Source organism: Streptomyces sp. BBFR102, assembly GCF_051397025.1.
Classification (GTDB): Bacteria; Actinomycetota; Actinomycetes; order Streptomycetales; family Streptomycetaceae; genus Streptomyces.
Genome location: NZ_CP195757.1, coordinates 5,766,735 through 5,792,441, shown reverse-complemented (window position 1 = coordinate 5,792,441; position 25,707 = coordinate 5,766,735). Strand labels below are relative to the sequence as shown.

At 75.1% G+C, this 25,707-nt stretch carries 18 protein-coding genes and 1 pseudogene; 11 read left to right on the top strand and 8 right to left on the bottom strand.

The features are described 5' to 3' along the window. Nucleotides 1-152: 152 nt before the first annotated feature. From ACSLIC_RS25695 to ACSLIC_RS25680, 4 genes are all read left to right on the top strand, one after another. A complete protein-coding gene (locus ACSLIC_RS25695; protein ID WP_436740072.1) occupies nt 153-1,697 on the top strand; it encodes an ATP-dependent DNA ligase in 1,545 nt (514 codons plus the stop codon). A 140-nt stretch (nt 1,698-1,837) separates the two neighbouring features. Beyond that, a complete protein-coding gene (locus ACSLIC_RS25690) occupies nt 1,838-2,083 on the top strand; it encodes a hypothetical protein (protein ID WP_436740071.1) in 246 nt (81 codons plus the stop codon). Between the two features lie 454 nt (nt 2,084-2,537). Then, entirely contained in the window at nt 2,538-4,100 is a 1,563-nt protein-coding gene (locus ACSLIC_RS25685; RefSeq protein WP_436740070.1) for a peptidoglycan-binding protein, read from the top strand. A 142-nt stretch (nt 4,101-4,242) separates the two neighbouring features. After that, nucleotides 4,243-5,619, top strand: coding sequence for an FAD-binding oxidoreductase (locus tag ACSLIC_RS25680; protein WP_436740069.1), 1,377 nt, complete (start codon nt 4,243-4,245; stop codon nt 5,617-5,619). Nucleotides 5,620-5,655: 36 nt separating this feature from the next. Here ACSLIC_RS25680 and ACSLIC_RS25675 read toward each other — a convergent pair whose 3' ends face one another. Together ACSLIC_RS25675 and ACSLIC_RS25670 are read right to left on the bottom strand one after the other, a co-directional pair. Beyond that, a complete protein-coding gene (locus ACSLIC_RS25675) occupies nt 5,656-7,587 on the bottom strand; it encodes a GAF domain-containing protein (protein WP_436740068.1) in 1,932 nt (643 codons plus the stop codon). A gap of 445 nt (nt 7,588-8,032) precedes the next feature. Then, a pseudogene (locus ACSLIC_RS25670) lies at nt 8,033-8,131 on the bottom strand (LysR family transcriptional regulator); the annotation flags it as partial. Nucleotides 8,132-8,369: 238 nt separating this feature from the next. Between ACSLIC_RS25670 and ACSLIC_RS25665 the strand changes: the two are divergent. Beyond that, on the top strand, nt 8,370-9,629 hold the full coding sequence (locus ACSLIC_RS25665) for a PAS domain-containing protein (protein ID WP_436740067.1): 1,260 nt from the start codon (nt 8,370-8,372) through the stop codon (nt 9,627-9,629). A 132-nt stretch (nt 9,630-9,761) separates the two neighbouring features. Here ACSLIC_RS25665 and ACSLIC_RS25660 read toward each other — a convergent pair whose 3' ends face one another. Continuing rightward, a complete protein-coding gene (locus ACSLIC_RS25660) occupies nt 9,762-11,258 on the bottom strand; it encodes a DNA-binding protein NsdB (RefSeq protein ID WP_436740066.1) in 1,497 nt (498 codons plus the stop codon). Between the two features lie 233 nt (nt 11,259-11,491). On the opposite strand from ACSLIC_RS25660, the gene ACSLIC_RS25655 reads away from it, so the two are divergent. Together ACSLIC_RS25655 and ACSLIC_RS25650 are read left to right on the top strand one after the other, a co-directional pair. Continuing rightward, nucleotides 11,492-12,649, top strand: coding sequence for a phosphotransferase (locus tag ACSLIC_RS25655; RefSeq protein WP_436740065.1), 1,158 nt, complete (start codon nt 11,492-11,494; stop codon nt 12,647-12,649). A gap of 385 nt (nt 12,650-13,034) precedes the next feature. Then, nucleotides 13,035-14,960, top strand: coding sequence for an N-acetylmuramoyl-L-alanine amidase (locus ACSLIC_RS25650; RefSeq protein ID WP_436740485.1), 1,926 nt, complete (start codon nt 13,035-13,037; stop codon nt 14,958-14,960). A gap of 67 nt (nt 14,961-15,027) precedes the next feature. On the opposite strand, the gene ACSLIC_RS25645 is transcribed toward ACSLIC_RS25650, so the two are convergent. The 4 genes from ACSLIC_RS25645 to ACSLIC_RS25630 form a co-directional block, all read right to left on the bottom strand. Next, entirely contained in the window at nt 15,028-15,528 is a 501-nt protein-coding gene (locus ACSLIC_RS25645; protein ID WP_436740064.1) for a hypothetical protein, read from the bottom strand. 143 nt (nt 15,529-15,671) lie between these two features. Beyond that, nucleotides 15,672-16,622 (bottom strand): universal stress protein, encoded by a 951-nt coding sequence (locus ACSLIC_RS25640; RefSeq protein ID WP_436740063.1) that lies wholly within the window; start codon nt 16,620-16,622, stop codon nt 15,672-15,674. Nucleotides 16,623-16,764: 142 nt separating this feature from the next. Beyond that, entirely contained in the window at nt 16,765-18,267 is a 1,503-nt protein-coding gene (locus tag ACSLIC_RS25635; protein ID WP_436740062.1) for a fatty acyl-CoA synthetase, read from the bottom strand. Nucleotides 18,268-18,362: 95 nt separating this feature from the next. Then, on the bottom strand, nt 18,363-19,250 hold the full coding sequence (locus tag ACSLIC_RS25630) for a universal stress protein (protein WP_436740061.1): 888 nt from the start codon (nt 19,248-19,250) through the stop codon (nt 18,363-18,365). A 301-nt stretch (nt 19,251-19,551) separates the two neighbouring features. On the opposite strand from ACSLIC_RS25630, the gene ACSLIC_RS25625 reads away from it, so the two are divergent. Continuing rightward, nucleotides 19,552-21,360 carry a serine hydrolase gene (locus tag ACSLIC_RS25625; protein ID WP_436740060.1) on the top strand — a complete coding sequence of 603 codons (1,809 nt, stop codon included), beginning with the start codon at nt 19,552-19,554 and terminating at the stop codon, nt 21,358-21,360. A gap of 14 nt (nt 21,361-21,374) precedes the next feature. Here the strand turns inward: ACSLIC_RS25625 and ACSLIC_RS25620 are convergent, their stop codons facing one another. Continuing rightward, complete coding sequence (locus ACSLIC_RS25620) at nt 21,375-22,565, bottom strand: methyltransferase (protein ID WP_436740059.1); 1,191 nt, start codon at nt 22,563-22,565, stop codon at nt 21,375-21,377. Between the two features lie 136 nt (nt 22,566-22,701). On the opposite strand from ACSLIC_RS25620, the gene ACSLIC_RS25615 reads away from it, so the two are divergent. From ACSLIC_RS25615 to ACSLIC_RS25605, 3 genes are all read left to right on the top strand, one after another. Further along, nucleotides 22,702-23,370 (top strand): nitroreductase family protein, encoded by a 669-nt coding sequence (locus ACSLIC_RS25615; RefSeq protein WP_436740484.1) that lies wholly within the window; start codon nt 22,702-22,704, stop codon nt 23,368-23,370. A 210-nt stretch (nt 23,371-23,580) separates the two neighbouring features. Further along, nucleotides 23,581-24,408: an endonuclease I family protein gene (locus ACSLIC_RS25610; protein ID WP_436740058.1), complete on the top strand. Its 828-nt coding sequence runs from the start codon at nt 23,581-23,583 to the stop codon at nt 24,406-24,408. A 270-nt stretch (nt 24,409-24,678) separates the two neighbouring features. After that, nucleotides 24,679-25,689 carry a zinc-binding dehydrogenase gene (locus ACSLIC_RS25605; RefSeq protein ID WP_436740057.1) on the top strand — a complete coding sequence of 337 codons (1,011 nt, stop codon included), beginning with the start codon at nt 24,679-24,681 and terminating at the stop codon, nt 25,687-25,689. Nucleotides 25,690-25,707 lie beyond the last annotated feature (18 nt).

The following is a 25,707-nucleotide window of genomic DNA, read 5'->3' as shown; positions in this document are numbered from 1 at the left end:
TGTCCTCCGCTTCACGGTTCCGGAGGATCAGCCTCCCCCGCGTGCGGGGGACGGGCCACTCGGGAAGGGGCGGGAGGCGGGGCGGCGGGCCCGTTCGGGTGAGAGGCGGGGTACGTGGTGCGGGCGGGGCGGGCTGGTCCGACGATGGGGGCATGCTGCTGGAGGAGTTGGCCGAGGTGTCGGCGCAGGTCGCGGCGGTGTCGTCGCGGTCGCGGAAGACGGAGTTGCTGGCGGAGCTGTTCGCGCGGACGGAGCCGTCCCAGTTGCCGGTGGTGATCGCGTATCTGTCGGGGCGGCTGCCGCAGGGCCGGCTGGGGGTGGGGTGGCGGGTGTTGCGGGAGCCGGTGGCTGCGGCGGAGCGGGCGTCGCTGACGGTGGAGGAGGTGGATGCGGTGTTCACCGAGGTGGCGGCGGTGAAGGGAGCCGGGGCGCAGGCGGAGCGGCGGCGGCTGGTGGAGGGGTTGTGGGGCGCGGCGACCGAGGTGGAGCAGCGGTTCCTGTACGGGCTGGTGACGGGTGAGGTACGGCAGGGGGCGCTGGGGGCGGTGGCGGTGGAGGCGGTGGCCCGGGCGTCGGGGGCGCCGGTGGCCGGGGTACGGCGGGCGGTGATGCTGAGCGGGTCGCTGGAGGAGGTGGCGGCAGCGGTGTGGGCGGGCGGGGAGGAGGCGCTGTCGCGGTTCGCTCTGGTGGTGGGGCGTCCGGTGCAGCCGATGCTGGCGTCCTCGTCCGGGTCGGTCGCCCAGGCGATGGCGGCGCTGGGGCCGTGCGCGGTGGAGGAGAAGCTGGACGGCATCCGGGTGCAGGTGCACCGGGCCGGGGAGCGGGTGTCGGTGTACACGCGGACGCTGGACGACATCACGGTGCGGCTGCCGGAGGTGGTGGAGGTGGCGCGGGCGCTGCCGGCGGAGCGGTTCGTGCTGGACGGGGAGGTGCTGGCCCTGGACGGGGAGGGGCGGCCGAGGTCGTTCCAGGAGACGGCGGGCCGGGTGGGGTCGCGGCTCGACGTGGGGACGGCGGCTCGGGCGTTGCCGGTGTCGGTGGCCTTCTTCGACGTACTCGCCGTCCAGGGGCGGGAGTTGCTGGATCTGGGGTATGCCGAGCGGTCGGAGGCGCTCGCGGCGCTGGTGCCCCGGGCGGCACGGGTGCGGCGGGCGGTGGTGGCCGATCCGGGGGCGGCGGGCGCGGTGGAGGGGGCGGAGGGGTTCCTCGCGCGGGCGTTGGCGCGGGGGCACGAGGGGGTGGTGGTGAAGGGGCTGGACTCGGTGTACGCGGCGGGGCGTCGGGGCGCCGCCTGGCGGAAGGTGAAGCCGGTGCGGACGGCGGATCTGGTGGTACTGGCAGCGGAGTGGGGGCACGGGCGACGCGCGGGGAAGTTGTCGAACCTGCACCTGGGGGCGCGGGAGGCGGACGGTTCGCTGGTGATGCTGGGCAAGACCTTCAAGGGGATGACGGACGAGGTGCTGGCGTGGCAGACGAAGCGGCTGGGGCAGCTGGCGGAGAGCGACGACGGCCAGGTGGTGAAGGTCCGGCCGGAGCTGGTGGTCGAGGTGGCGTTCGACGGGCTCCAGCGGTCGTCGCGGTACGCGGCCGGGGTGACGCTGCGGTTCGCGCGGCTCGTGCGGTACCGGGAGGACAAGCCGGTGGCGCAGGCGGACTCGGTCGCCTCGGTGCGGGCCGCGGCCGGATGGGACGGGTGAGCCGGCGCGAGGGCATCACGCCTCGGGGCCGCAGGTCGGGTCCGGCACGGGCGCCCCGGCTTCCACCGTCCGGTCGTGCGAGCAGCGCCGGAGGCTCTCACCCGGTTCCAGCGGCGCCACCCGTCAGCTGCGGGGAAGCGATGGGAGCGCTGCCGACCCTGCGCGCCGCCACCGACCCCGCCACGCTGGGGGGCCAGTACTACGGCCCCGGCGGACGCAACGAGGTCAAGGGCCACCCCCGGCTGGTCACCTCCAGCCCGCAGTCGTACGAGGCGGCCGTTCAGCAGCGACTGTGGGCCGCCTTCGAAGCTCTCACCGGCGTACGGTTCCCCCTCACCGAGTCCAGGCAGGGCCCGCCCTCCTCCGGATCGGCCACCACGGTGTAGCCGCGCGTCGGCAGCGGGCTTCGGCCCGTCGCGCGCGAGCGGGCGGCACCACGACCGGCAAGGCCCCCGCACGCCGCTCCGCCGGGCTCACCGGAAGACACCGAGAGGCGGCGTCCTCGTACGCCCGCGGGGCTCGGCGCCGACGCGCGGGCCACGCCCGGAACGGGCCCGGGCATCCTGGAGTCGGTTTCCCTTCAACGCGCGTGTACAGCTGCCCAGTTGCACATCGGAGCGGCGATTGTCATGGCGCGGACACGCCATTACGCTGACCCTCCGCGCGCCCCGGACGGCCCCACCCGTCCGGCCGCCGCCACCCCTGGACCGAGGAGCCCAGTTGCCGTACCCCCATCCCCCGTCCGCCGCGCGGCCCGGTGTGTCCACCGGCGCCGCCCCCACCGCGGCCGGTACAACGTCCGGACCGGAGTCGTCCGGAAGACGAGAGGGAACCCCCCACATGACCGCAGGTCAGCACCACCGTCGCAGCCTTCCCGTCCGACGCGGCCGCCTGGCGGCGCTCGCCGCCTTCACCGTGCTCGCCTCGGGAGCGCTGACCGGCGTCGCCCCGGCCGCCTCCGCCGCCGGGGCCGACCGGCCGTTCAACGACGCCCTGGACCACGCCGCCACCGCCTACGACGTGCCGCGCGACCTGCTGGCCGCCGTCGGGTACGGCGAGAGCCGCCTCGACGGGCACGGCGGGCGGCCCAGCCAGGCCAACGGCTACGGCGTCATGCACCTGGTCAGCAACCCGGACCAGCACACGCTTCAGGAGGCCGCGCGGCTCACCGGCCGGTCTGCGGCCGAGCTGCGCCGCGACACCGGCGCCAACCTCCTCGGCGGCGCCGCCGTGCTGCGGGCCCGCGCCGACGCCCTCGGGCTGAGCGCGGCCGAGCGGGACGACATCGACGCCTGGTACGGGGCGGTCGCCCGGTACAGCGGTGCCGAGGCCGCGACCGCCCGGCTCTACGCCGACACCGTCTACCGCTTCCTCACCGAGGGCCTGCGCGCCTCGGTCGACGGCGAGGAGATCGAGGTGGCCGCCCGCGACGTGGCCCCGGAGATCCCCCAGGCGCCGGAGGTGGGCCCCGCCGCGGTCAGCCAGGACTACCCGTCGGCACGCTGGGTGCCGGCCGCCGCGGGCAACTTCGCCTCGGGACGCTCCGCCGCGGTCAGCCAGGTCGTCGTGCACGTCACGCAGGGCTCGTACGCGGGGTCGATCAGCTGGTTCCAGAACCCGGCGGCCAAGGTCAGCGCGCACTACGTGGTCCGGTCCTCGGACGGCGAGGTCACCCAGATGGTCAAGGACGCCGACACCGCGTACCACGCGCGGAGCGCCAACGCCTCGTCGCTGGGGATCGAGCACGAGGGGTTCGTGGACGATCCGGCGTGGTTCACCGAGGCGATGTACCGCTCCTCGGCGGCGCTCACGGCCTATCTGTGCGAGCAGTACGGCATCCCGAAGGACCGCTCGCACATCGTCGGCCACGTCGAGGTGCCCGGCAACGACCACACCGATCCCGGTCCGAACTGGGACTGGGCGCACTACATGGAGCTGGTCGGCGGGGAGAGCGGGGCGGTCGACGAGCTGACCTTCGCCTCCTACGCGACGCAGCTCGACGGGTCCAGCGGGCCGCAGGTCAAGGCGGTCCAGCGGCTGCTGACCGACCAGGACTACGCGCCCGGCGCGGTCGACGGCGCCTTCGGTGCGGCGACGCGGGCGGCGGTCCGCGCGTTCCAGCAGGACAAGGGCCTGGAGGCCGACGGGATCGTGGGGAAGGCCACGTGGACCGCGCTGCTCTCGGCGGGGAGCGCGCCGACGCTGCGCTCCGGCTCGTCCGGCGAAGCCGTGAGCAGGCTGCAGCGGGCACTGACGGCGGCCTCGGGCAAGACCGTCGCCGTCGACGGCAGCTTCGGTTCCGGTACGGCGGAGGCGGTCCGCGCCTACCAGAGCGCGCGGTCGCTGGAGGCGGACGGCGCCGTCGGCCCCGCGACCTGGCAGGCGCTCCAGTCCGGACGCTGACCGGCTGACCGGTGGCCGCACGGCCCGGAAGTGGGGGATCTCGCCACTTCCGGGCCGTGATCATGTGGGCTTCCTCCATGCGGGCGAGGTGGTGCCGGGCGGAGAATGGAGAGGTTCCGTTCTTCAGGGAGGTGCCACCAGCGTGGCGAACGCACCAGTCGACCGCATACCGGCCGCGAAGGTCATCACGGACCCGGCCGCCCTCGGCCGCTACCAGCACGACGAGGCGGAGTGGGCGCCTTACGGCACGCCGCTCGCCGTGGTGCGTCCCCGGTCCGCCGAGGAGGTCCGCGACGTGGTGCGGTTCTGCCTAGAGCACCGGGTGCCGGTGATCGCCCGGGGTGCGGGAACCGGCCTGTCGGGCGGCGCCAACGCCGTGGACGGCGCGGTGATCCTCTCCTTCGAGGACATGGACCAGGTGCTGCGCATCGACACCGACGAGCGGTACGCCGTGGTGCAGCCGGGTGTCGTCAACGACGACCTGCGGGCCGTCTGCGCCGAGCACGGCCTGTGGTACCCGCCGGACCCGGCCAGTTCCCCGTGGTCGACGATCGGCGGGAACGTCGCCACCAACGCGGGCGGCATGTGCTGCGTGAAGTACGGCGTGACCCGGGACTACGTCCTGGAGCTGGAGATGGTCAACGGCCAGGGCGAGCTGGTCCGGGTGGGCCGCAGGACCGCCAAGGGCGTGGCCGGGTACGACCTGGCGGGGCTGATGGTCGGGTCCGAGGGGACGCTCGGCGTCATCACGGAGATCACCGTGCGGCTACGCCCCTCGCGTCCCCTGGAGCGGACGGTGGCCGGGTACTTCGACTCGGTGGTGGACGCCGGGGAGGCGGTCAGCGCGGTGACGGCGGCGGGGATCATCCCCTCGGCGCTGGAGCTGGTGGACCGGCACTGCCTGGCGGCGGTCGACGCGTGGAAGAACATGGGGCTGTCCGCCGACGCCAACGTGGTGCTGCTGGGCCGGATCGACACGCCCGGCGCGGAAGGCGACGCCGAGGCGGAGCGGATGCGGGAGTGCTTCGAGAAGGCGGGAGCGGGGTGGGCGGTGGTCTCCACCGACCAGCAGGAGGCGGACGCGCTGTTCCAGGCGCGCCGGCTGGCCTACCCGGCGCTGGAGCGGCTGGGTCCGCTGCTGACCGAGGACGTCTGCGTGCCCCGGATGGCGCTGCCGGAGATGCTGCGCCGGATCGAGGAGATCTCCGAGCGGCACGACATCCACGTGGCCAACGTGGCGCACGCCGGGGACGGCAACCTGCACCCGCTGATCATCACGAAGGCCGGGGACGAGGCGGCGAAGGCCCGGGCGCAGCTGGTCTTCGACGAGATCCTCGACGAGGCCATCGCGCTGGGCGGCACCGTGACCGGTGAGCACGGTGTGGGGCTGCTGAAGATGCGCGGGATGGACAAGGAGCTGGGCGAGGCGGTGCTGGGCATGCACCACGCGGTGAAGTCGGCGCTCGACCCGGCGGGGATCTTCAACCCGGGCAAGGTGGTCGCCGTCCGTCAGGGGTGAGCGGCGGCGGTGCGTGCGGGGGTCCGCGGGGACCGGTCAGTCCTCCCCGCGGACCCCTTTCGACGTGCCGCGGTCCGGGCCGGGGGCGGCCAGGCGGTGGCTGAGGCGGTGCAGGCGCAGGGCCCACTGGACCTCGACGGCGCGGCCGGGCTCCTTCCAGCCGTCGCCGAGGACGTCGCTGATCCGGGCGAGCCGCTGGTAGAGGGTGTTGGGGTGGATGTGCAGGGCCTCGGCGGTGGCGGTGTGCCGGGCGCTGTGGGTGAGGTAGGCGTCGAGGGTCTCGGTCAGGCGGGTGCCGTGCTCGCGGTCGTGGTCGGCGAGGGGGCCGATGGTGGCGGTGACGAAGCGGTCGAGGGTGCCGTCGCCCGCGCCGCTGAAGAGGGCTTCGTAGATGCCGAGTTCGTCACTGTCGGCGGCAGCGCCGGTGCGGCCGAGGGCGTGCAGGAGACGTAGTCCCGAGCGGGCGCGGCGGTGGGCGGCGCGGATGGACGCGATGGTGCCGCCGGCGGGGGCGGCGACGGCGGTGACGCCTTGGTGGCCGGCGCGGTCGCGGGCCTCGGCGGGGGTGGTGGGGAGCAGGGCGACGCCGAGGCCGCCGTACTCGACCGACCAGCCCTGGTGGTGGCGGGCGGCGCGGGCGGCGGCCGGTCCGGCCTGCGGGCCGTCGAGGACCAGGACGGTACGGACGGCGGCCGGGTCGATGCCGCCGGAGCGGGCGCGGCGCAGCAGGACGACGTCGTCGGTGGTGCCGTCGAGGAGGGCGGTGAGGTACTCGCCCCGGACGCGGCGTTCGGCCTCGGTGGCGGCGCGTTCGGAGGCGAGGACGAGGCCGATGACGGTGGCGCCGGTCTCCAGGGAGCGGACGGTGTTGGCGTCGAAGGGCCGGTGGTGGCGGGCGACGACGCAGCCGGCGTACTCGTCGGCGACGACGACGGGAGCCAGTGCCCAGTGGCCGTCGGGGGTGTCGCGGAGCCGGGTGGCGCGGTCGGCGGGGCCGGTGAAGCAGGAGGCGGGCGGCCCGGTGTCGGCGGCCAAGGCGGTGGCGAGGGCGTCCGGGTCCTGGTCGGCGGCGCCGGTGGGCAGGGCGGTGTCGTGGGCGTCGAGGACGGTGATGCCGGCGCCGAGGGCGTCGCGGAGCGCGTCGGTGACGGCGTGGAGCCCGGCGCCGCCGAGGACGATGTGGGTGAGCCGCTGATGAAGGGCGACGGCGCGGCGGTCGGCCTCGGCCCGGCGGCGCAGTTCGGCGGTGGTGCGCTGGTGGCGGTCGAAGAGTTCGGCGTTGTGCAGGGCGAGGGCGGCGTGCGCGGCGAGGGCGGTGAGCAGCGTCGTCTGGTGGTCGGTCCAGGTCCGGGGGACGCGCTGGGCGACGAGGAGGACGCCTATGGTCTCCTCGCCGACGCGCAGGGGGACGCCGAGGATGCCGCGGAGCTGTTCGCCGGCCGCGGCGGCGTCGACGGTGGAGGCGTGGGTGAGGTGGTCGTCGTGGAGGTAGTCGGCGCACCAGTGGGGCTGCCCGGTGCGGACGACGAGGCCGCCGAGGCCGACGCCCCGGGCGAGTTCGACGCCGCGCAGGGTGGAGCCGATGGAGCCGTCGACGACTTCGATGCGCAGGGCGGCGTCGTCCTGGGCCAGCATGATGTAGGACAGGTCGGTGCCCAGCAGGCGGCGGGCCTGGGCGGCCACCTCGTCGAGGACGTCCTGGGGCGCGTGCAGGGCGGCGAGGCGGCGGGCCAGGTCGTTGAGGACGGCGGTCTCGGCGGCCTGCCGGGTGCGGGCCTCCAGGAGGGCGTGGACGTGCAGGGCGCGCCGAGCCTCGGCCTCGACGGCCGGGTGGGTCTCGGCCGGGCCGGCCTCGACGAGGCGGTGGCGGCACTCCTCCAGGGCGGCGAGCGGGGCGCCTTCGGCGAGCAGTTTCAGCCAGGGGCTGGCGGTGGCGTGCTGCGGGGCGGTGCCGGCGGGCTCCGGCATGGAGGGGTCCCTTCGTGGCCGGGGCGGCTGCCCGGCCCTCGTGCGGTGTGTCCGGCGTGACGGGCCGGGCACGGCTGGTGCTGAGGGGGACCTTACGCGGCGGCGGGGCGCACGGCCGGGATCAGGGGGGTGCGCCGAAACGGGGCGGGCGGTAGGAAGTGCCCGACCGCTCCTGTGCGGTGTCCGCGATGTTCGGTGCGGGGCCTCGGCGTGGCGGACGAAGGCCCTCGCAGCGGAGCTGCTCGCGCCTTTGACCGGTGCGAGCGTGCGTGCCGGGCGCCGTGCGGGAGTGGTCAGGCACCTCCCAGCCAGCCGCGGTGGCTGTCGCTGCGGCCCGCCGCCTCGCGGTGGGCGGCGCGGGCGTGGTCGAGAACCGCGGCCGCGGCGCGGCGGCGGGTGAGCCGGGGTGGTGGCCCAGGAGGTGGCGCCAGCTGAGCGGGGCTCCGGCGAGGGGGCGGGTGACGAGGCCAAGCGTGCCGGCCGCGCGGGTGAGGCTGCCTTCGTCGGCGATGGCCCGTACGGTTCGCAGGCGACGCAACTCCAGCTCCGTACCAGGAAGTCAGGGGTGCGGCGCGGTGGCGGCAGTACGGCGGAAGGTGTGCGCCGACCTCACGGCCAGGGCGCGGGAACGCCACCCGAGGCCTCACGGGGCTTCCGGCATATGCCAGGAGCACCATCGGGTCGAGTATCGCCGAATCCCTCACGGGCCGCCGGATGCTGTGCCACAGTCGTATCCGGCCCCTCGTCGGCCCCGGCCGTACCGCCCTCGTATCGGAGTTCGTATGCCCTCGCGCTCCTCGGTCTCCCCCGCAGCCGAGCCGTCCGTGCGCGGCTCGGTGCGGGCGCTGATCGACGGGACGCGGCGGGTACGGGGCGCCCTGGACGCGGCGCGGCAGGACGCGGAGGGCGGCGAGCCCGACCCGTCGCGCCGCCGCGCCCTCTACGACCTGGCCCTCCGCCAGCTGGACGACGTGGGCGGGCACCTCGGGCGGCTCAGCGAGGGCTGGCCCGGGGCGGAGCACCCGGCGGCCCCGGGCGGCCCGGAGGCCACCGAGGGCAGCGCCGAGTGGGACCTGCTCACCGACGAGGTCTGCTGGTCGCCGGAGTTGTACCGCGTCCTGGGCCGCGAGGCCGGCTCCCGCGCCCTGTCGCTGGACGAACTCCCCTCCCTCCTGCTCCCCGAGGACCAGCCGCTGCTGACCGCGATGGTCACCGACTGCCTGATCGACGGCAGACCGCTGGACGGCACCTTCCGCGTGGTGCGGGGCGACGGCTCCGTGCGCACCCTGCACATGAGCGGGGCACCGGCCCTCGACGAACACGGCTCCACCGCCTCCATGCGGGCGGTGCTCCGCGACGTCACCGCCACCGGGGCCCCGGTCGGCCGCGCCGGCACCACCGCTCCCCCGCCGCCCGCCGCGCCCCTTCCGGCGGCCCGCACCGCGACGGCCGTACGCCATCTGGCGGCGGGCCCGGAGGCGCGGACGGACGGGACGTGGTGCGACACCCTGGTGCTGCCCGACGGGCGCACCCTGCTGGCGGCGGGCGAGCGCCCCCCCGGGCTCAGCCGCGACCTGCTGGTGGGCACGGTGCGCGGGCTCGTCGCGGGCGGCGAGGCGCCGCAGGGCGCGCTGGAGCTGGCGGCGGCGCTGCTGCCCGGCGCGGGACCGGCCCCGGTCGGGCCCGCCGTGTGCTGCGTACACGACCCGGTGACCGGCACCCTGGACTGGGGCCGCACCGCTGGCCATCCCGCTCCGCTGCTTCGGCGCGGCACCGTCGCCCTCCCGCTGGACCCCGGCGGCCCGCAGGAGGGCCTGCTCCCCGGGGACCTGCTTCTGCTGCACACCCCCGGCACCGGACCCGACAGGTCCGCGGACGTCCTGCCGGCCCTCGGGGCGCACCTCGACGCAGACGCCTGGGCCGGCCTGGCGGCCGACGCGCTCGCCACCGCCGCCGGACCGTCCGAAGACGGGCAGCACACAGCGGTACGGGTGATCGCCCTGCGGGTCGGCACCGGTACGGAGCACGCTGGGCAGGGCTGAACAGTCGGACGCCGCAGGCGTGTCCGAGCGCCCTCGGGAGCCGGGGTGCCGGTGAAGGCCGTCCGTCCACGACGCCCTCACGGGTGTGCGGGACGACGGGGTGTCGTCAGGGATCGCGCGGTGCGTGGGCGGTCAGGCCGGGGCGGCGGGCCAGCCGCCGGCTGGCCCGCCCGGGCTGGGCATGACCATCTTGATCTCCTCGCGGAGGTTCTCGATCTTCGGGTAGCCCGCGTAGTGCGCGGTGAGCCGGTACATCTCCCGCAGCCGGTCCCAGGTGCGGTGCGAGGAGTTGTCGGACATCGAGGCGAGCGCGAGGCGCGCGTACCGGTCGGCCTGCTCCGGGTCGTCGGCGATGAAGCAGGCGGAGGCGAGTGAGAGGTGGTCGAAGATCTGCGACCGCTCCCGCTGGTCCTGGCGGAGCTCCAAGGCGATCTTGGCGTGGTGCTCGGCCTGCTTGGCCGCAGCCGGCTCGTGCTCGGCGAGGGTGCGGTAGGCAAGGGCCTGCATGCCGTGCAGGTCGGCCCTGTCGAACATCTGCATCCAGTTGGGCGGTTCGGTGTCGCCGCGGTCGGAGACGAAGAGCAGCTCGGCTTCGCCGAGGGTGCGGCGCACGGCCTGGCCCCGGCCCATCGCCGCCTGCGCCCACGCCTCGATGGTGCGGAACATGGCGCGGGTGCGCGGCAGGGCCTCCTCGCCGGAGCCGGTCTGGGCCAGCTTCATCAGGTCGAGCGCCTCGTCCGGGCGGCCGAGGTGGACCATCTGGCGGGCGGCTCGGGAGAGCGCCTCCCCGGCGCGCGGGCGGTCGCCGCCCTCGCGGGCCGCGTGGGTGGCGATGACGAAGTACTTCTGCGCGGTGGGCTCCAGGCCCACGTCGTGGGACATCCAGCCGGCCAGGACGGCGAGGTTGGCGGCCACGCCCCACAGACGGCGCTGGAGGTGGTCGGGGTGGCGGTAGGAGAGCATGCCGCCCACCTCGTTGAGCTGTCCGACCACAGCCTTGCGCTGGAGGCCGCCGCCCCGGGAGGCGTCCCAGGCGCGGAAGATGTCGACGGAGTGTTCGAGCTCCTCGACCTCCTGGGAGCCGACCGGGGCCGCCTCGTAGCGGTCGAAGCCGGCCTGGTCGGCGTAGCCCCGGGGGCCCGGCAGGGCGGCGGGGGACGCGGGGGCGGTCTGGAGCCAGTCGTACATGGCGGTGGAGGAGAGCGCGGAGCCCGCGGTGAGCGCGACGCTCGCACCCATCAAGCCTCGTCGGTTGAGCATGAGGTCCATTCCCGTGAATTCGGTGAGGACCGCAGCCGTTCGCTCGGGCGCCCATGGCACGCCGTCGGAGCGCTCGCCGCTCCCGCCCGGCCGCCGTCTCCCCGTGCGCCCGCGTCGAACCAGACCGAGATCCTCGATGGTCACGACACGGCCGAGCTGCTCGGTGAACAGGGCCGCCAGCACCGTGGGCACCGGGTCGCGCGGGATCTCTCCCATGTCGATCCAGCGCCGGACCCGCGAGGTGTCGGTCGCCAGTTGGGGGTGGCCCATGGCCGCCGCCTGCCGGTTCACGAGCCGGGCGAGTTCCCCCTTGGACCAGCCGGTCAGGCCGAAGTGGTCCGCAAGGCGGGTGTTGGGTTGTCCGCTCACGTCAAGCCCCCAGGTTCTCGGCTGAGTTGACAGTAACCCCCTGTCAGTTGCGGGGCGACTATTCGCCAGGGTTCGCCAGGGTGCGCCAGATGGTGTGCCACGGGCCGGCGGGTGTCAGGTAGACATGCGCCTCCCCGGCCCGGTGGCCGTCCCCGCACTCCCCAGGGTGCGGCCCGGTGGCCGGGCCGGGCGGGCGCTTATCTCACAGGCACACGAAGGGATCTGTCAGGCTCATGTACGCAGCATCGTCCTCCGTGTCCGCCCCGTCCCGGCCGCCGCTCGGCACCCGCCCGCCCCGGGCGCGGGAGGCCACTCCCCCGGGCAGCGGCCCGTACCTCGACCCCGCGCGCCCTGCGGCCACAGCGCTCGCCTCCGGTCGGACCCGACGCGTAGCGGGGCTCGGCACACCTCAGCTCAGCGGAAGGCTGGACCTGTCCGGTCCGCAGGGCGCGCAGTTGCGGGCGGCCGTCGCCGCCGTGCACCGCGTCTGTCCGGAGTTCCACCCGGTCCAGCTGCTGCGGCGCAGCCCGCGTTCCGTCCTGCTGGTCGGGACGAGCGGGCGCACCACCGCAGTCGCCAAGTGTTCAGTGGACCAGTCGGCCGAACGGGCGGAGCGGATCAGGCACGAGATAGCGACGTACCGTTCGTTCGTCCGGCACCGTCCGCCGGTGCGGGTCCCGCGGCTGGTGGCGGCCGACCCGGACAACGGGACGCTGGTGATCGAGCGGATGGCGGGCCGGGCGGCGGCGCTCCAGCGCCACCCCGTCGAGGCGCCGCCCGCCGCCGATCTGCGGGCCGTGCTCGGCGCGGTGCGCCGGCTCAACCAGTGGCGTCCGCCGACGGGCATGTTCGGTGCCCCGCTGGACTACGCGGAGCGGATCTCCCGCTTCCACTCGCTGGGGCTGCTCACCGATCGCGACCTCGGCGACCTCCAGAAACTGCTGCACGGCATCGCCCGCTCCGGGGGCCGGGTCGCCGCCCGCGAGTTCTGCCACGGTGACGCCCTGCTGTCGAACATCCTCCTCTCCCCCGCCGGCCCCGTCCTGGTCGACTGGGAGCAGGCCGGCTGGTACCTGCCCGGGTACGACCTGGCGACGCTGTGGGCGGTGGCCGGGGAGGCGCCCATGGCGCGTCAGCAGATCAGTCACCTCGCCCAGAGCAGCGGCCCGGCGGCGCGCGACGCCTTCCTGGTCAACCTCATGCTGGTGCTCACCCGGGAGATCCGGGCCTGCGAGTCGGCGGTGCAGCGGAGCATGCGGGACACTCCGGCGGGCCCGGCCCGCGCGGGCGCCGTGCCGGCCGGCGAGGAGCAGCGGCTGCTGCTGCGCCGACTGCACGACGACTGGGCGATGGTGCGCCGCGCGGTCCGCGCGGCGGTGGGCACCCGCTGACACCGGCTCGCGGACGCAGAGCGCGGTTCCCCCTGGCGAGGGGGGACCGCGCTCTGCGTCCGCGGGGGGGGTGCGGGCGGCGGCAGAGGTGTACTCCAGTGACGCGTCCCAGGCCTGGGCGGCACGCGTCCTGAAAGGGGCCCGCAAGGGTGGCGTGGCGGGCGTGCCGGACGCCAAATGCCCGCCCCCAGACTCCTGTTGACGGATCATCGTCAAGCCGGTACCACTGGTCCACGCCCGCCGCGGTGATCACGTACGCGCCGCGGTCCGGGCTCCCGCTGTTCCGCGCGTCCGGGCGGCGCGCGGCCCCTTCCCAGGAGGCCCTGTGCGAAGAAACGTCCCTGCTCTCTTCGGTGCGGGCGGGCTCAGAGCCCGCAGGACGGGGCTGGCGGCGCTGGCCAGTGCCGCGCTGGTGCTGCCGCTGCTGGGCGCGGCCCCCGGCCCTGCCCCGGCGGAGGCGGACACCGGGCTCCAGGGGGCGTTCGCGGCGGCGGCCCGCGAGTACCGGGTGCCCGAAAGCGTGCTGCTGGGCGTGGCGTACCTCCAGTCGCGGTGGGACACGCACGGTGGGGCGCCGAGCGTCACCGGCGGGTACGGGCCGATGCACCTGACCGACGCGCGCACGGCGCTGGCCCGCTCGGCGGGCCACCACGGGGAGCACGGCGAGGACGCGCGCGGTGACGACTCCCGGCCCGCCCGCACCGCTGAGCCGGTGCTGCCCTCGGCGGACGGGGAGCTGCCGGAGCGGCTGACGACCCTGCGCGCAGCGGCGCGGCTGAGCGGGCTGCCGGCCGAGCGGCTGCGCAGCGACCCGGCCGCCAACATCCGCGGCGGTGCCGCCCTGCTGGCCGAGGCGCAGCGGGAGCGCGGGGCGGCGCCCGGCGGTGACGCGGCCGACTGGTACGGCGCGGTGGCGGCCTTCTCCGGCGCCGAGGACCGGGCGACCGCCACGGCCTACGCCGACGAGGTCTTCTCGGTGCTGCGCTCCGGTGGGGCCCGGACCACCGACAGCGGCGGCCGGGTGGCCCTCGCCCCGCAGCCCGAAGCGGTGCCGGACGCCTCCCGGGCGGCGGGCCCCGGTCTGCGCGAGGACGGCGCGAAGGGGCCGGTGGAGTGCCCGCGCACCGTCTCATGCGAGTGGCTGCCGGCTCCGTACGAGGAGTTCGGGGAGGGCGACTACGGCAACCACGACAAGGCGGACCGCCCGCGCAGCTCGCGGATCGACTCGATCGTCATCCACGACACGGAGGCGACCTGGGACAACACGCTGGAGCTGGTGCAGGACCCGGAGTACGTGTCGTGGCACTACTCGCTGCGCGCCACGGACGGCCACGTCGCCCAGCACCTGCGGACCAAGGACGTGGGCTGGCACGCGGGCAACTGGTACACCAACGCGAAGTCGATCGGGCTGGAGCACGAGGGGTTCCTCGCCGACCCGGACGCCTGGTACACGGAGGCGATGTACCGGACCTCGGCGCGGCTCGTGTCGCACCTGGCGAAGAAGTACGGCATCCCGCTGGACCGGCAGCACATCCTCGGGCACGACACGGTGCCGGGGACGACGGCGGGGACGATCCCGGGGATGCACACCGACCCGGGCCCGTACTGGGACTGGCAGCACTACTTCGCGCTGCTCGGCGCGCCGCTGAAGGCGTCGGCGGGGAAGAACGCCGAACTGGTCACGATCGCGCCCGAGTACGGGAAGAACCGGCCGGAGTTCACCGGCTGCGAGAAGGCGGGCGAACCGTGCGCGCCGCACGGGTCCAGCGCGGTGCGGGTGTACACGGCGCCGCACGAGGACGCGCCGCTGGTCCAGGACATCGGGCTGCGCCCGGACGGCTCGCCGTCCACCATCGACGTGAACGACCTGGGGTCGCGGGTCTCGGCCGGGCAGAGCTACGCGGTGGCCGAGCGGCGCGGCGAGTGGACGGCCGTCTGGTACCTCGGGCAGAAGGCGTGGTTCAAGAACCCGCGCCGGGCGCCGGTGGCCCTCCCCGCCTCGGGCCGGGTGCTGACGCCGAGGCCGGGCCTGGCGGAGGTCCCGGTGTACGGCAGGGCGTACCCGGAGAAGGAGGCGTACCCGGCGGGCATCACCCCGCAGGAGATCGTGCCGCTCCCGTACCGGATCGCGGCGGGCCAGCGCTACGCCACCGGCGGCGAGGTGCCGGGCGAGTACTACTTCGCGCCGGCCTTCGACACGTCCGGGCACACGGTGGTGCGCGGGAAGCAGCGGTACTACGAGGTCCAGTACGGGCACCGGGTCGGCTACGTGCGGGCCGAGGACGTGGTGGTGCGCGCGGCCCGGCGCTGAGGGCGCCACGGGACGGCGCCGGCCGGGAACCGCTGAGGCGGTTCCCGGCCGGTGTGGTCCGCGGTGCTCAGCCCTGCTGGAAGAGTTCGGCGGGCAGCGGCTTGAGGAGGGCGTACAGGTCGTCGGTGATGGGGCGGTCCCAGGCGGCGACGGTGACCAGGACGTTGTCGCTGCGGTCGAACTGGACGCAGGAGACGCGGCTCTCCGAGAGCTTGACGCGGCGCACGATCAGGAGGTTGTCGCCCTGCATCACGGGAACGTCCTCGGTGCCGACGACCTCGACCTCCTCGTCGTTGCCGAGGGCGAGGAGGAGCTGGGCGACCTCGAACGGGGGCTGCTTGTCGGCGAGGTCGCGGGCGGGCGAGCCCTCCGGGAGGTTGCCGATGACCATCGCCGGTCCGCGGCCGCCGAACAGGTCGTAGCGCAGGAAGACGCCCTGGCAGGAGCCGTCGGGCGCGGGCAGCAGCCCCGCGCCGAGATTGCCCGGCCAGTCCTCGGGGTCCATGGCCAGGACGTCGAAGTCCGGGCCCGCTGGTGTGGCGGCGCTGCGGCGGCGGAGGAAGGACATGCCGCCATGGTACGTGCACGGCGGTGCCGGGCGGCGGCCGGTACCGGTGCGGGTGCGGGTCGTTCAGAGGGGGGCGAGGGGGTGACCCCCGTGTCCGGGGAGGCTGCCCGGGGCCCGCGCCCGCCCGGGCGCGGGCCCCGGGCTCAGGCGGCGCCTTCACCGGAGGCCGCGGCGGCTTCCACGATCTCCTGGGAGGTGGGGACGACGGCGACGGGGGCGGGGGCGTGCAGGAGGACGGCGTGGGTGACCGAACCGAGCATCCGTACGGGTGAGAAGGCGCGGGGGCGGTGGCGGCCGACGACGACCAGGTCGGCGCCGCGGGCGGCGGCGACCAGGTGGCCGGCGGCATCGCCCGGGGAGACCTCGGCCTCCGCAGTGACCTGCGGGTAGGCGTCCTTCAGGGTGGCGACGCGCTCGGCGACCATCTGTCGGCATTCGGCCTCGGCGGCCTCCTGGTCGGCGGCGGACGGCAGGTACTCCCCCGCGGCGGCCCAGGCGACGACGGGCCAGGGGTACGCGCAGACCACGTGCAGCCGGGCGGAGCGGAGGGCGGCCTCCCGGTAGGCGAAGGCGAGGGACGGGTCGGGGCCGGGGTCGGCGGGGTCGGGGAACTCGGCGGACATGCCGAGGACGACGCGGGGGCCGGGGGCCGGTGCCGGCGCGTCGGTGTGGACCTCGCGGCCGGGGCGGGGCACGACGACGACGGGGCTGTCGGCGTCGCGGGCACAGGCCATGCCGTTGGAGCCGAGGAGGAGGCTGGCGAAGCCGCCCCGCCCGCGCGAGCCGAGGACGAGCAGCTGGGCCTCGGCGCCGAGGTCGGGGAGGATCGAGGTGGCGCTGGAGTCGAGGGTGGCGAAGGAAAGTTCCGGGAGTCCGGGGCGGCCGGCGAGGGCCTGGCGCGTCTCGGCGATGACGGCGCTGTCGGGGGCGGCGGCCCCGGCGGGGGGTCGGGCGCCGCGCGCGGTGGCGGTGCGGACGGCGTGGACGACGCGCAGCGGGGCCTCGCGCAGGCGGGCCTCCTCCAGGGCCCATTCCAGGGCGCGGGTGCTGTCGTCCGATCCGTCGACGGCCGCGATGACGGGCAGGGTACTCATGGTTCTCTCGCCTCCGGGGCGCAGCGGTGGTGCGGCTGGTTCCGCTGCCAGCTTCGCTCAGTCAGGGGCCGGAAGGCAGGGTCCTTGGTCCCGTGTCGCGGCCGGGTGGCCCACGGCGGGCGCCGGTGGGAGCCGTACGGGTTCAGTCGGGACGGCCGAGGCGGTCGCGGAGTTCGCGTTTGAGGATCTTGCCGCTGGCGTTGCGCGGGAGGGTGTCGGTGAAGACGATCCGCTTGGGCGTCTGGAAGGAGGCGAGGCGTTCGCGGATGTGGGCGAGGAGTTCGGCCTCGGTGGTCCCGGCGCGGGCGACGACGACGGCGGTGACGGCCTCGATCCACTTGTCGTCGGGGAGGCCGACGACGGCGGTCTCGGCGACGGCCGGGTGGGTGTAGAGGGCGTCCTCGACCTGGCGGGAGGCTACGAGGACGCCGCCGGAGTTGATGACGTCCTTGAGCCGGTCGACGACGGTGAAGTAGCCCTCCTCGTCGCGGACGGCGAGGTCGCCGGAGTGGAACCAGCCGCCGCGGAACGCCTCGGCGCTCTCCTCGGGCAGGCCCCAGTAGCCGTCGCAGAGCTGCGGGGAGCGGTAGACGATCTCACCGGGGGCGCCGTCGGGGACCTCCTGGCCGTCCTCGTCGACGACGCGGGCCTCCACGAAGAGGACGGGCCGGCCGCAGGAGTCGAGGCGGCCCTGGTGCTCGTCGGGGCCGAGCACCAGGGCGAGCGGGCCGATCTCGCTCTGCCCGAAGCAGTTGAAGAAGGCGAGTTCCGGCAGGCGGGCGCGGAGCCGCTCCAGCACGGGGACCGGCATGACCGAGGCGCCGTAGAACGCCTTGCGCAGGGCGGTCAGGTCCCTGGTGGCGAACGAGGGGTGCTGGGAGAGGGCGATCCAGACCGTGGGCGGGGCGAAGAGGGAGTCGGCGCGTCCCGCTTCCACCAGGGAGAGGACGCGCTCGGGGTCGGGTCCGTCGAGAACGGTGTTGTCGGCGCCGACGGCGAGGTACGGCAGCAGGAAGACGTGCATCTGCGCCGAGTGGTAGAGCGGCAGGGTGTGCAGGGGCCGGTCCTGGGCGCTCAGGCCGAGGGTGTGCAGGGCGCTGGTGTAGGCGTGGACGAGGGCGCGGTGGCTCATCATGGCGCCCTTGGGCAGGGCGGTGGTGCCGGAGGTGTAGAGGAGCTGGGCGACGGAGTCGGGAGCGGGCTCGGGTCCGTCGTACGCGGGCGCGTCGGCGAGGAGGGTGAGCAGGGAGTCGCCGGTGTCGCGCAGCGGCAGCACGTCGGTGCCGTCGGGGAGGCGCCCGGCGAGGGCGGGGTCGGCCAGGACGGTGCGGCTGCCGGAGCTGGTGAGGATGTGGATGAGGCCGGCGCCGGTGAGGTTCTGGTTGACGGGCACGTGGATCAGGCCGGCGCGGGAGCAGGCGAGGAAGCCGATGAGGTACGCGTCGGAGTTGTGGCCGTAGGCGGCGACGCGGTCGCCGGGGGCGAGGCCGTGGGCGGTGAGGACCTGGGCGGCGGCCGACACGGCCTCGTCGAGGGCGGCGTAGCTCCAGACGCGGTCGGCGTAGCGCAGGGCGGTGGCGTGCGGGGTGCGGCGGGCGCTGCGGCGCAGCACTCCGTCGACGGTGTTGCCTCGGGGTGCCGTCATGGCGTGATCCTCGGTCCACCGGGCGGGCGGGTCAAGGGCGGTGCGGCGCCGGGTGCGGCGCGTCCCGGGCGGCGGATTCCGGGCGCGCCGCCGGGTCAGCTGTCGGCGGGCACGTCACGGATGACGGCGACGGGGCAGTCGGCGTGGTGGAGCAGGGCCTGGCTGGCGGAGCCGAGCAGCAGGCCGGTGAAGCCGCCCCGCCCCCGGGCGCCGACGACGATCAGCTGGGCGCTGCGGCTGGCCTCGATGAGGGCGGGCCGGGTGCGGGAGCGGAGCAGGCGGCGTTCGACCCGCACCTCGGGGTAGCGGGCCTGCCAGCCGGCGAGGGCCTCGGCGAGCAGGCGCTGCTCGTCCTCCTGGAGGCGGTCAAGGTCGGTGACGAGGGGCATGGGTTCGCCGGGGTTGCGGTGGGCGGGCTGGGTCCAGTTGCTCCAGGCGTGGAGGGCGACGAGCGGCGCGGCGCGGCGGGCGGCGGTGGCGAAGGCGAAGCCGACGGCGCCGTCCGCCTGCGGGGAGCCGTCGAGGCCGAGGACGACGGGGCCCTCGGGGTCGGGGCGGCCCCGCAGGACGAGGACGGGGCTCTCGCCGTGGGCAGCGAGGTGGACCGCGGTGGAGCCGAGGAGGAGGCTGCTGAAGCCGCCGAGGCCGCGGCTGGCGACGACGGTGAGGACGGCGTCGCGGGATTCGGCGGCCAGGACCGAGAGCGCCTCGCCGGTGACGAGTTCGGGGTCGGTCTCCAGGCCGGGCACGGTGGCCTCGGCGCGGGCGACGGCCTCGTCGAGGAAGGTCCTGGCCTGGTTGAGGAGGCCGCCTTCGGTGGGGGCGTAGGCGGAACCGGTGAGCTGGACGTGGAGCATCGGCCAGATGAAGGCGTGGACGATGCGCAGGGGGCAGTCCCGGTCGGCCGCTTCGCGGGCGGCGGCGGCGACCGCGTCGAGGCTCTCGCCGGAGCCGTCGATGCCGACGAGTACGGGCCTGGTCATGCGGTGCTCCTGGGCGCGGGTTTTCCGGTGGGGCGGGGGGCGGCGGGCTGGGGCATGGGGACCTCCTTGGTTCCAGCCTTGCCCGCGCGTCGCCCGCGCGCGCGGGAGCGGCCGGGCCGCTGGTCCCGTAGGGGCAGGACCTTCGTCCTTTCGGGGGTTGCGGGGTGGGCCGGTTGCCCGGTGGCGCGCGGCGGAGGAGCCGGGACGGCGGGGACGGAGAGGGTTGACACGAACCCGCCATGACATGAAAGTTTCACGGGTCGAACGTCATCTCGAAAGATTCTTTCAGGGGGTGCGGTTCATGGACGGGCAGCCGGTGGACGAGGGGCGGCGGGCGGACGGGGTCTCCCGGCGCAGCCTGGGGACGGCCGCGCTGGCGCTCGGCGGGGCGCTGGCGCTGGTGCCGTTCCCCGCGGGCCCGGCCGCGGCCGGGCCCCGGGCACCGGAGCGCGTGCCGGGCGGGACGACGCTGCGGCGGGGCAGCGCCCGGCACGCGGGGCTGCTGCCGGGGCAGCTGCGCCAGCTGGTCACCGACGCGGAGCGGTTCCTGGAGCCGTCGCCGGCGCACCCCTGGTACGCCGGGGCGGTGCTGCTGGCCGGGCGCGGCGGGACGGTGGCGCTGCACGAGCCGATCGGGCACGCGGTGCGCTACGAGCGGTACGACGAGGCGAGTGACACCGGGGTGGAGTTCCCGCCGGAGCGGCGCATCGCGATGGCCGAGGACACCGTGTTCGACCTGGCGTCCGTCTCCAAGCTGTTCACCTCGCTGCTGGCGGTGGGCCGCATCGAGCACGGGGAGCTGGACCTCGGGGCGCCGGTCGCCTCGTACCTCCCCGGGTTCGCGGGCGGCGGCAAGGGCGCGGTGACCGTGGTGCAGCTGCTGACGCACACCTCGGGGTTCCCGTCGTGGATTCCGTTGTACAAGGAGCCGACGCACGAGGCACGGCTGGCACGGATCTGGGCGCAGGAGCTGGTGGCGGAGCCGGGCACCGCGTACCTCTACTCGGACCTGAACCTGATCACCCTGCAGCTGTTGCTGGAGGAGGTGACGGGGACGCCGCTGGACGTGCTGCTGCGCGAGGAGATCACCGGGCCGCTCGGGATGACCCGGACCCGGTACAACCCGCCGGCGTCGTGGCGGCCGAGGATCGCGGCGACGGAGGACTCCCGGCTGCCCTGGTCGGGGCTGGACCGGGGGCTCGTCTGGGGCGAGGTGCACGACGAGAACGCCTTCGCCATGGGCGGGGTGGCGGGGCACGCCGGGGTCTTCTCCTGTGCGTGGGACCTGGCGGTGCTGGGCCGGACGCTACTGAACGGGGGCGCGTACGGCGGGCGGCGGATTCTGCGCGAGGAGTCGGTGGAGCTGATGTTCCGGGACTTCACCCCGGAGTTCCCCGGTGACGCGCACGGCCTGGGTTTCGAGCTGTACCAGCACTGGTACATGGGGGCGATGGCGACACCCAGGTCGGCGGGGCACACCGGGTTCACCGGGACGAGCCTGGTGCTGGACCCGAGTACCGACTCGTTCCTGGTGGTGCTCGGCAACTCGGTCCATCCGGTGCGTTCCTGGCGCTCGGGCAGCGCGCCGCGGGTGGCGGCGGCCGACCGGATGGCGCGGGCCGTGCCGGTGGTGCCGCGCGAGGGCCGGACCGCCTGGTTCTCGCAGATGGCCTCGGGCACCACGGCCACGCTCACCCTGCCGCCGCTGAAGCTGCCCGACGGCGGAGCCCGGCTCAGCTGCGGCCTGTGGTGGGACACCGAGCCGGGCACCGACCCGCTGGTCCTGGAGGTCGCGGCCGACGGTGGAGCATGGCAGCCGGTGCCGTTCACCACCCGCCGCCCGGACGGGGAGGAGGCCGGGCACCCCGGGGGGACGGCGGGCGGCTGGTCGGGCCGCGCCTGGCACGGGCTGCGGGCGGAGCTGGGCGCCTGGGGCGGCCGGCGGGTGCGGCTGCGCTGGCGGTACACGACCGACCGGCTCTACGTGGGACGCGGTGTCTACGTGGACGCGGTGCGGGTGACCGGGGCCCGCCGCCCGCTCTTCGACGAGCGGCGGGCCAGGGACGCTGCACGGATCGAGGCGGACGGCTGGGTCCGCTCGGCGGACTGAGACCGGCGCCGGGATCAGCTCTTGACGGCCCGCAGGACGACGAACTTCGGGTCCGAGGCGACGGTGGCGCAGTTGCCGAAGAGGCGCCTCAGCTGCCGGTGGTGGCCGAGGTGGCGGTTGGCGACGACCCAGATTTCACCGCCGGGCCGCAGGACGCGCCGGGCCCCGGCGAACATCCGGCGGGCGGTGGCGTCGGTGACGGCCTGGTGGGAGTGGAAGGGCGGGTTGGCCAGCACCAGGTCGGTGGAGGAGTCGGCGACGGCGGCCGGGTCGTCGAGGCCGTCGGTGACCAGGAAGGTGCCCCGGTCGGGGTCGGGGGCGTTGTCGCGGAAGGTCCGCTCGGCGGAGGCGACGGCCTGGTGGGACTCGTCGACGAAGACGATCTCGGCCTCGGGGCTGGTGCGGGCGACGGCGGTGCCGACGACGCCGTTGCCGCAGCCGAGGTCGACGACCCGGACGGGGCCGGTGGGCGCCGGGAGCTGTCCGAGGAAGAAGCGGGTGCCGATGTCGAGGCGGTCGGCGCAGAAGATCCCGGCGTGGTTGGTGACGGTGCGGCCGGACATGGGGCCGATGCCGTCAGGCAGCGCGTACCGCAGCGGCCAGGGGCTCGGGGCGCGGTGGTCGCGGCGGGCCACGGTGGCGTGGATGAGGCGTGCCTTCTGCTCGGCCAGGGAGGTGCGGGTGGGGCCGACGACCCGCTCGAAGAGGCGCAGGGTGGAGGTGTGGATCTCCTTGGCCATGCCGGCGCCGATGACGAGGGTGCCGGGGTGCAGGGCGGGGGCGAGGCGGTGGAGCTGGTCCTCCAGGAGGGCCAGGCTCTTGGGAACACGGACGAGCAGGACGTCGATCCGCTCCGGCGGGGTGTCACGGGTGGTGAGGAGGCGTACGCCGGCGGCCTCTGGGTCGTCCAGGCCGGCACGGGCGAGGTTGGCGCGGGTGGCGGAGCGGGCGAGGTGGGAGTCGCTGATCTGGATCGGCCGGTGGGCGGCGAGAGCGGTGGTGAGGGCGCCCCAGCGGTCCAGGGCGACGACGAGCGCACCCGGGCCCGGCCGGTCCGGGCCGTCGGCGGCGGTCAGGGCGCCGGTCTCGGCGAGGTGGCGCAGGAGGTAGGCGTCGGCGGCGTCCCAGGCGCGGAGCTGGTCGCGGGGGTCCTCGGGGAAGCGGGTGAGGTCGTGCGTGCCCCACGCTGTGGTCAGACGGTTCATCGTCCGTCCAGGCTAGTGCCTCGGCGAGCACAGTCCGTCCCGGCGTACAGGGTATGGGCCCGCGGCGGGCGCCGTCGTATGCTCCCGGCCCATGGACGTTCAAGGAAGTCCGGCGGACCCCGGCCTGTTCTCGACCATGTCGACGCTGCGGGCGATGCGCCGGCTGAAGCCCGACCCGGTTCCCGACGAGCTGCTGGAGCGGCTGGTGCAGGCGGCGGTGTGGGGGCCGAGCGGTTCCAACGCGCAGGGCTACCAGTACGTGGTGGTGACCGACCGGGCGGTGATGGCGCGGCTGGCGCCGCTGTGGGCGCGGTGTGTGGACGCGTACATGGCGACGGCGGGCCGAACGGTGCCGCAGGGGATGGACCCGGGGGCGTACGAGCGGATGGTGGCCGCCATCCACCACCAGCGGGACCACTTCGCAAAGACGCCGGCGCTGATCATCCCGTGCTACCGCTATCCGGAGCTGAAGCCGGACGCGGCCGGGCTGAAGGAGTCGGCGGCGGCACTGGGGGTGGCGGCCTCGCTGCGGCTGGCGCGGCGGCAGCGCCGGATCATGTCGCTGACCGAGGCGTCGAGCGTGTACCCGGGGGTGCAGAACCTGCTGCTGGCGGCGCGTGGGCTGGGCCTGGCGGCCAACATCACCATCTGGCACCTGATGCTGGAGCGGGAGTGGAAGGACGCCCTGGCCATCCCGAGGGACGTGAAGACCTTCGCGGCCATCCCGGTGGGGTGGCCGTGCGGGCGGTTCGGGCCGGTGAGCCGCCGCCCGGTGGAGAGCGTGATCCGCCGCGACGGGTGGTGAGGGCGGTACCGGGGAGGGGTGGCGGCGGCTCGGAACGCTCCGGCGCACCCCACCGACACTTGACCTGCACATGATGAATACAGAGTGTTCATCCAGCGTGGCGGGCGCTGTGGAAGGCTCCGGCAGACCGAAGAGCTTCACACGCCCACCGTCCGGCCCCTCCCCCCACTCCGGCGGCCGAGCGGTGTCCGTACCGAGAGGACACCCCACATGTCCCGTCGTCACTTTCGTGGCCACCGCCCCCTGCTGGCGGCACTGGCGGCCGGCGCGCTGATCGGCACGCTCGGCGCCGCCGGGCCGGCGACCGGTGATCCGGCCACCGCACCCGCCGCGTCCGCCTCCGCCGCCGTCCTGGACGACACGTACTACCAGGACGCGCTCGGCAAGTCGGGCGAGGAACTGAAGTCGGCACTGAACACCATCATCAGCGACCAGACCAAGCTGTCGTACAGCCAGGTCTGGGAAGCGCTGAAGGACACCGACGAGGACCCCGCGAACTCCTCGAACGTGATCCTGCTCTACACCGGCCGCTCCCAGTCCAAGGAGAGCAACGGCGGCGGCAGCGGCCAGTGGAACCGGGAGCACGTCTGGGCCAAGTCCCACGGCGACTTCGGCACCTCCACCGGGCCCGGTACCGACATCCACCACCTGCGCCCCGAGGACGTCCAGGTCAACTCCACGCGCGGCAACAAGGACTTCGACGAGGGCGGCTCGGAACTCTCCGACGCGCCCGGCAACTTCACCGACGGCGACTCGTTCGAGCCCCGCGACGAGGTCAAGGGCGACGTGGCGCGCATGATCCTGTACATGGCGGTGCGGTACGAGGGCACCGACTCCTTCCCCGACCTGGAGCCCAACGACAAGGTCGAGAACGGCTCGCAGCCCTACATGGGGAAGCTGTCGGTGCTCAAGCAGTGGAGCCAGGAGGACCCGCCGGACAGCTTCGAGCAGCGGCGCAACGACGTGATCTTCGAGCAGTACCAGCACAACCGGAACCCGTTCGTCGACCACCCGGAGTGGGTCGGCGAGATCTGGTAGACCCGGCAGCACCGCCCGCCGAGCCCCCGCCCTCACCGGGCGGGGGCTCGGCGTTCTCCCGGCCCTGCCACGGCCCCCGGCCCCCGCCCCGGGCCGGCCCCCCGCGGGGACACCGGACGCCCTGCGGAGTGCGGGTCGTACGCCGGTCCGGGCGGGCGGGGGCGTTCTTCCCCCGCCGGGTGGTGGCGGTGGGCCGGGAGTACGTTGGAGGATGGGCGTCGCGCCGTCCGGCGGCGGGCGCCTCCCGCACCGCGAGAAAGGCCCCTGCCCATGGACACCATGCGCGCCGCGCGTCTGCACGTTCCCTCCCGCACCCTCACCGTCGAGGACGTGCCGAAGCCCGATCCGGGCCCGGGGCAGGTCCGGGTGAGGGTCGAGGCGGCGGGCGTCTGCCTCTCCGACGTCCACCTGATCGACGGCACGCTGAGCCCGCTCCACCTCGAAGGCGAGACGGTGACGCTGGGCCACGAGGTGGCGGGGACGGTCGACGCGGTCGGCGACGGCGTGACCGGCTGGCAGCCCGGGGCACGCGTGGTACTCCAGGCCGGAGAGTCGCGCAACGGCACGACCTACACCCGCGGCGTCGACTACGACGGCGGCTGGGCCGAATACGCGCTGGCGACGGCGGCCACGCTGGTCCCCCTTCCGGACGCCATCCCCTTCGACCAGGCCGCGATCATCCCGGACGCGGTGTCCACGCCCTGGGCCGCCATCACCGGCACCGGCGACGTGCGGCCCGGCGAGGCGGTCGGCGTGTGGGGCGTGGGCGGGCTCGGGGCGCACGGCGTGCAGCTGCTGCGGGCGATCGGCGCGTACCCGGTGGTGGCCATCGACCCGGCGCCGGCCGCCCGCGAGCGGGCGCTCGCTTTCGGCGCCGACGCGGCCCTCGACCCGGCCGAACCGGAACTGCGGGCGAAGGTGCTGGCGCTGACCGGTGGTACCGGACTGGCGGCCGCCTTCGACTTCGCGGGTGTACCGGCCGTACGCGAGCAGGCGCTCACGGTGCTCGGCCGGAAGGGACGGCTGGTGCTGGTCGGGCTCACCGCCCACCCGCTCACCGTGGCCGACGGCACCCTCTTCAGCTACCTCCAGCAGCAGATCCGCGGCCACTACGGGTCGGACGAGCACCACGTGCCGGAGCTGGTGGCGCTGGCCGGCGGCGGGCGGCTCGACTTCTCCCGCTCGATCTCCGGCGTGCTGCCGCTGGAGCAGGCGGCCGAGGCGGTACGGCGTACGGAGACCAAGGCGGGCGACCCGGTCCGGCTGGTTTTGCGCCCCTGACCCGGCCGCCACCGAGGC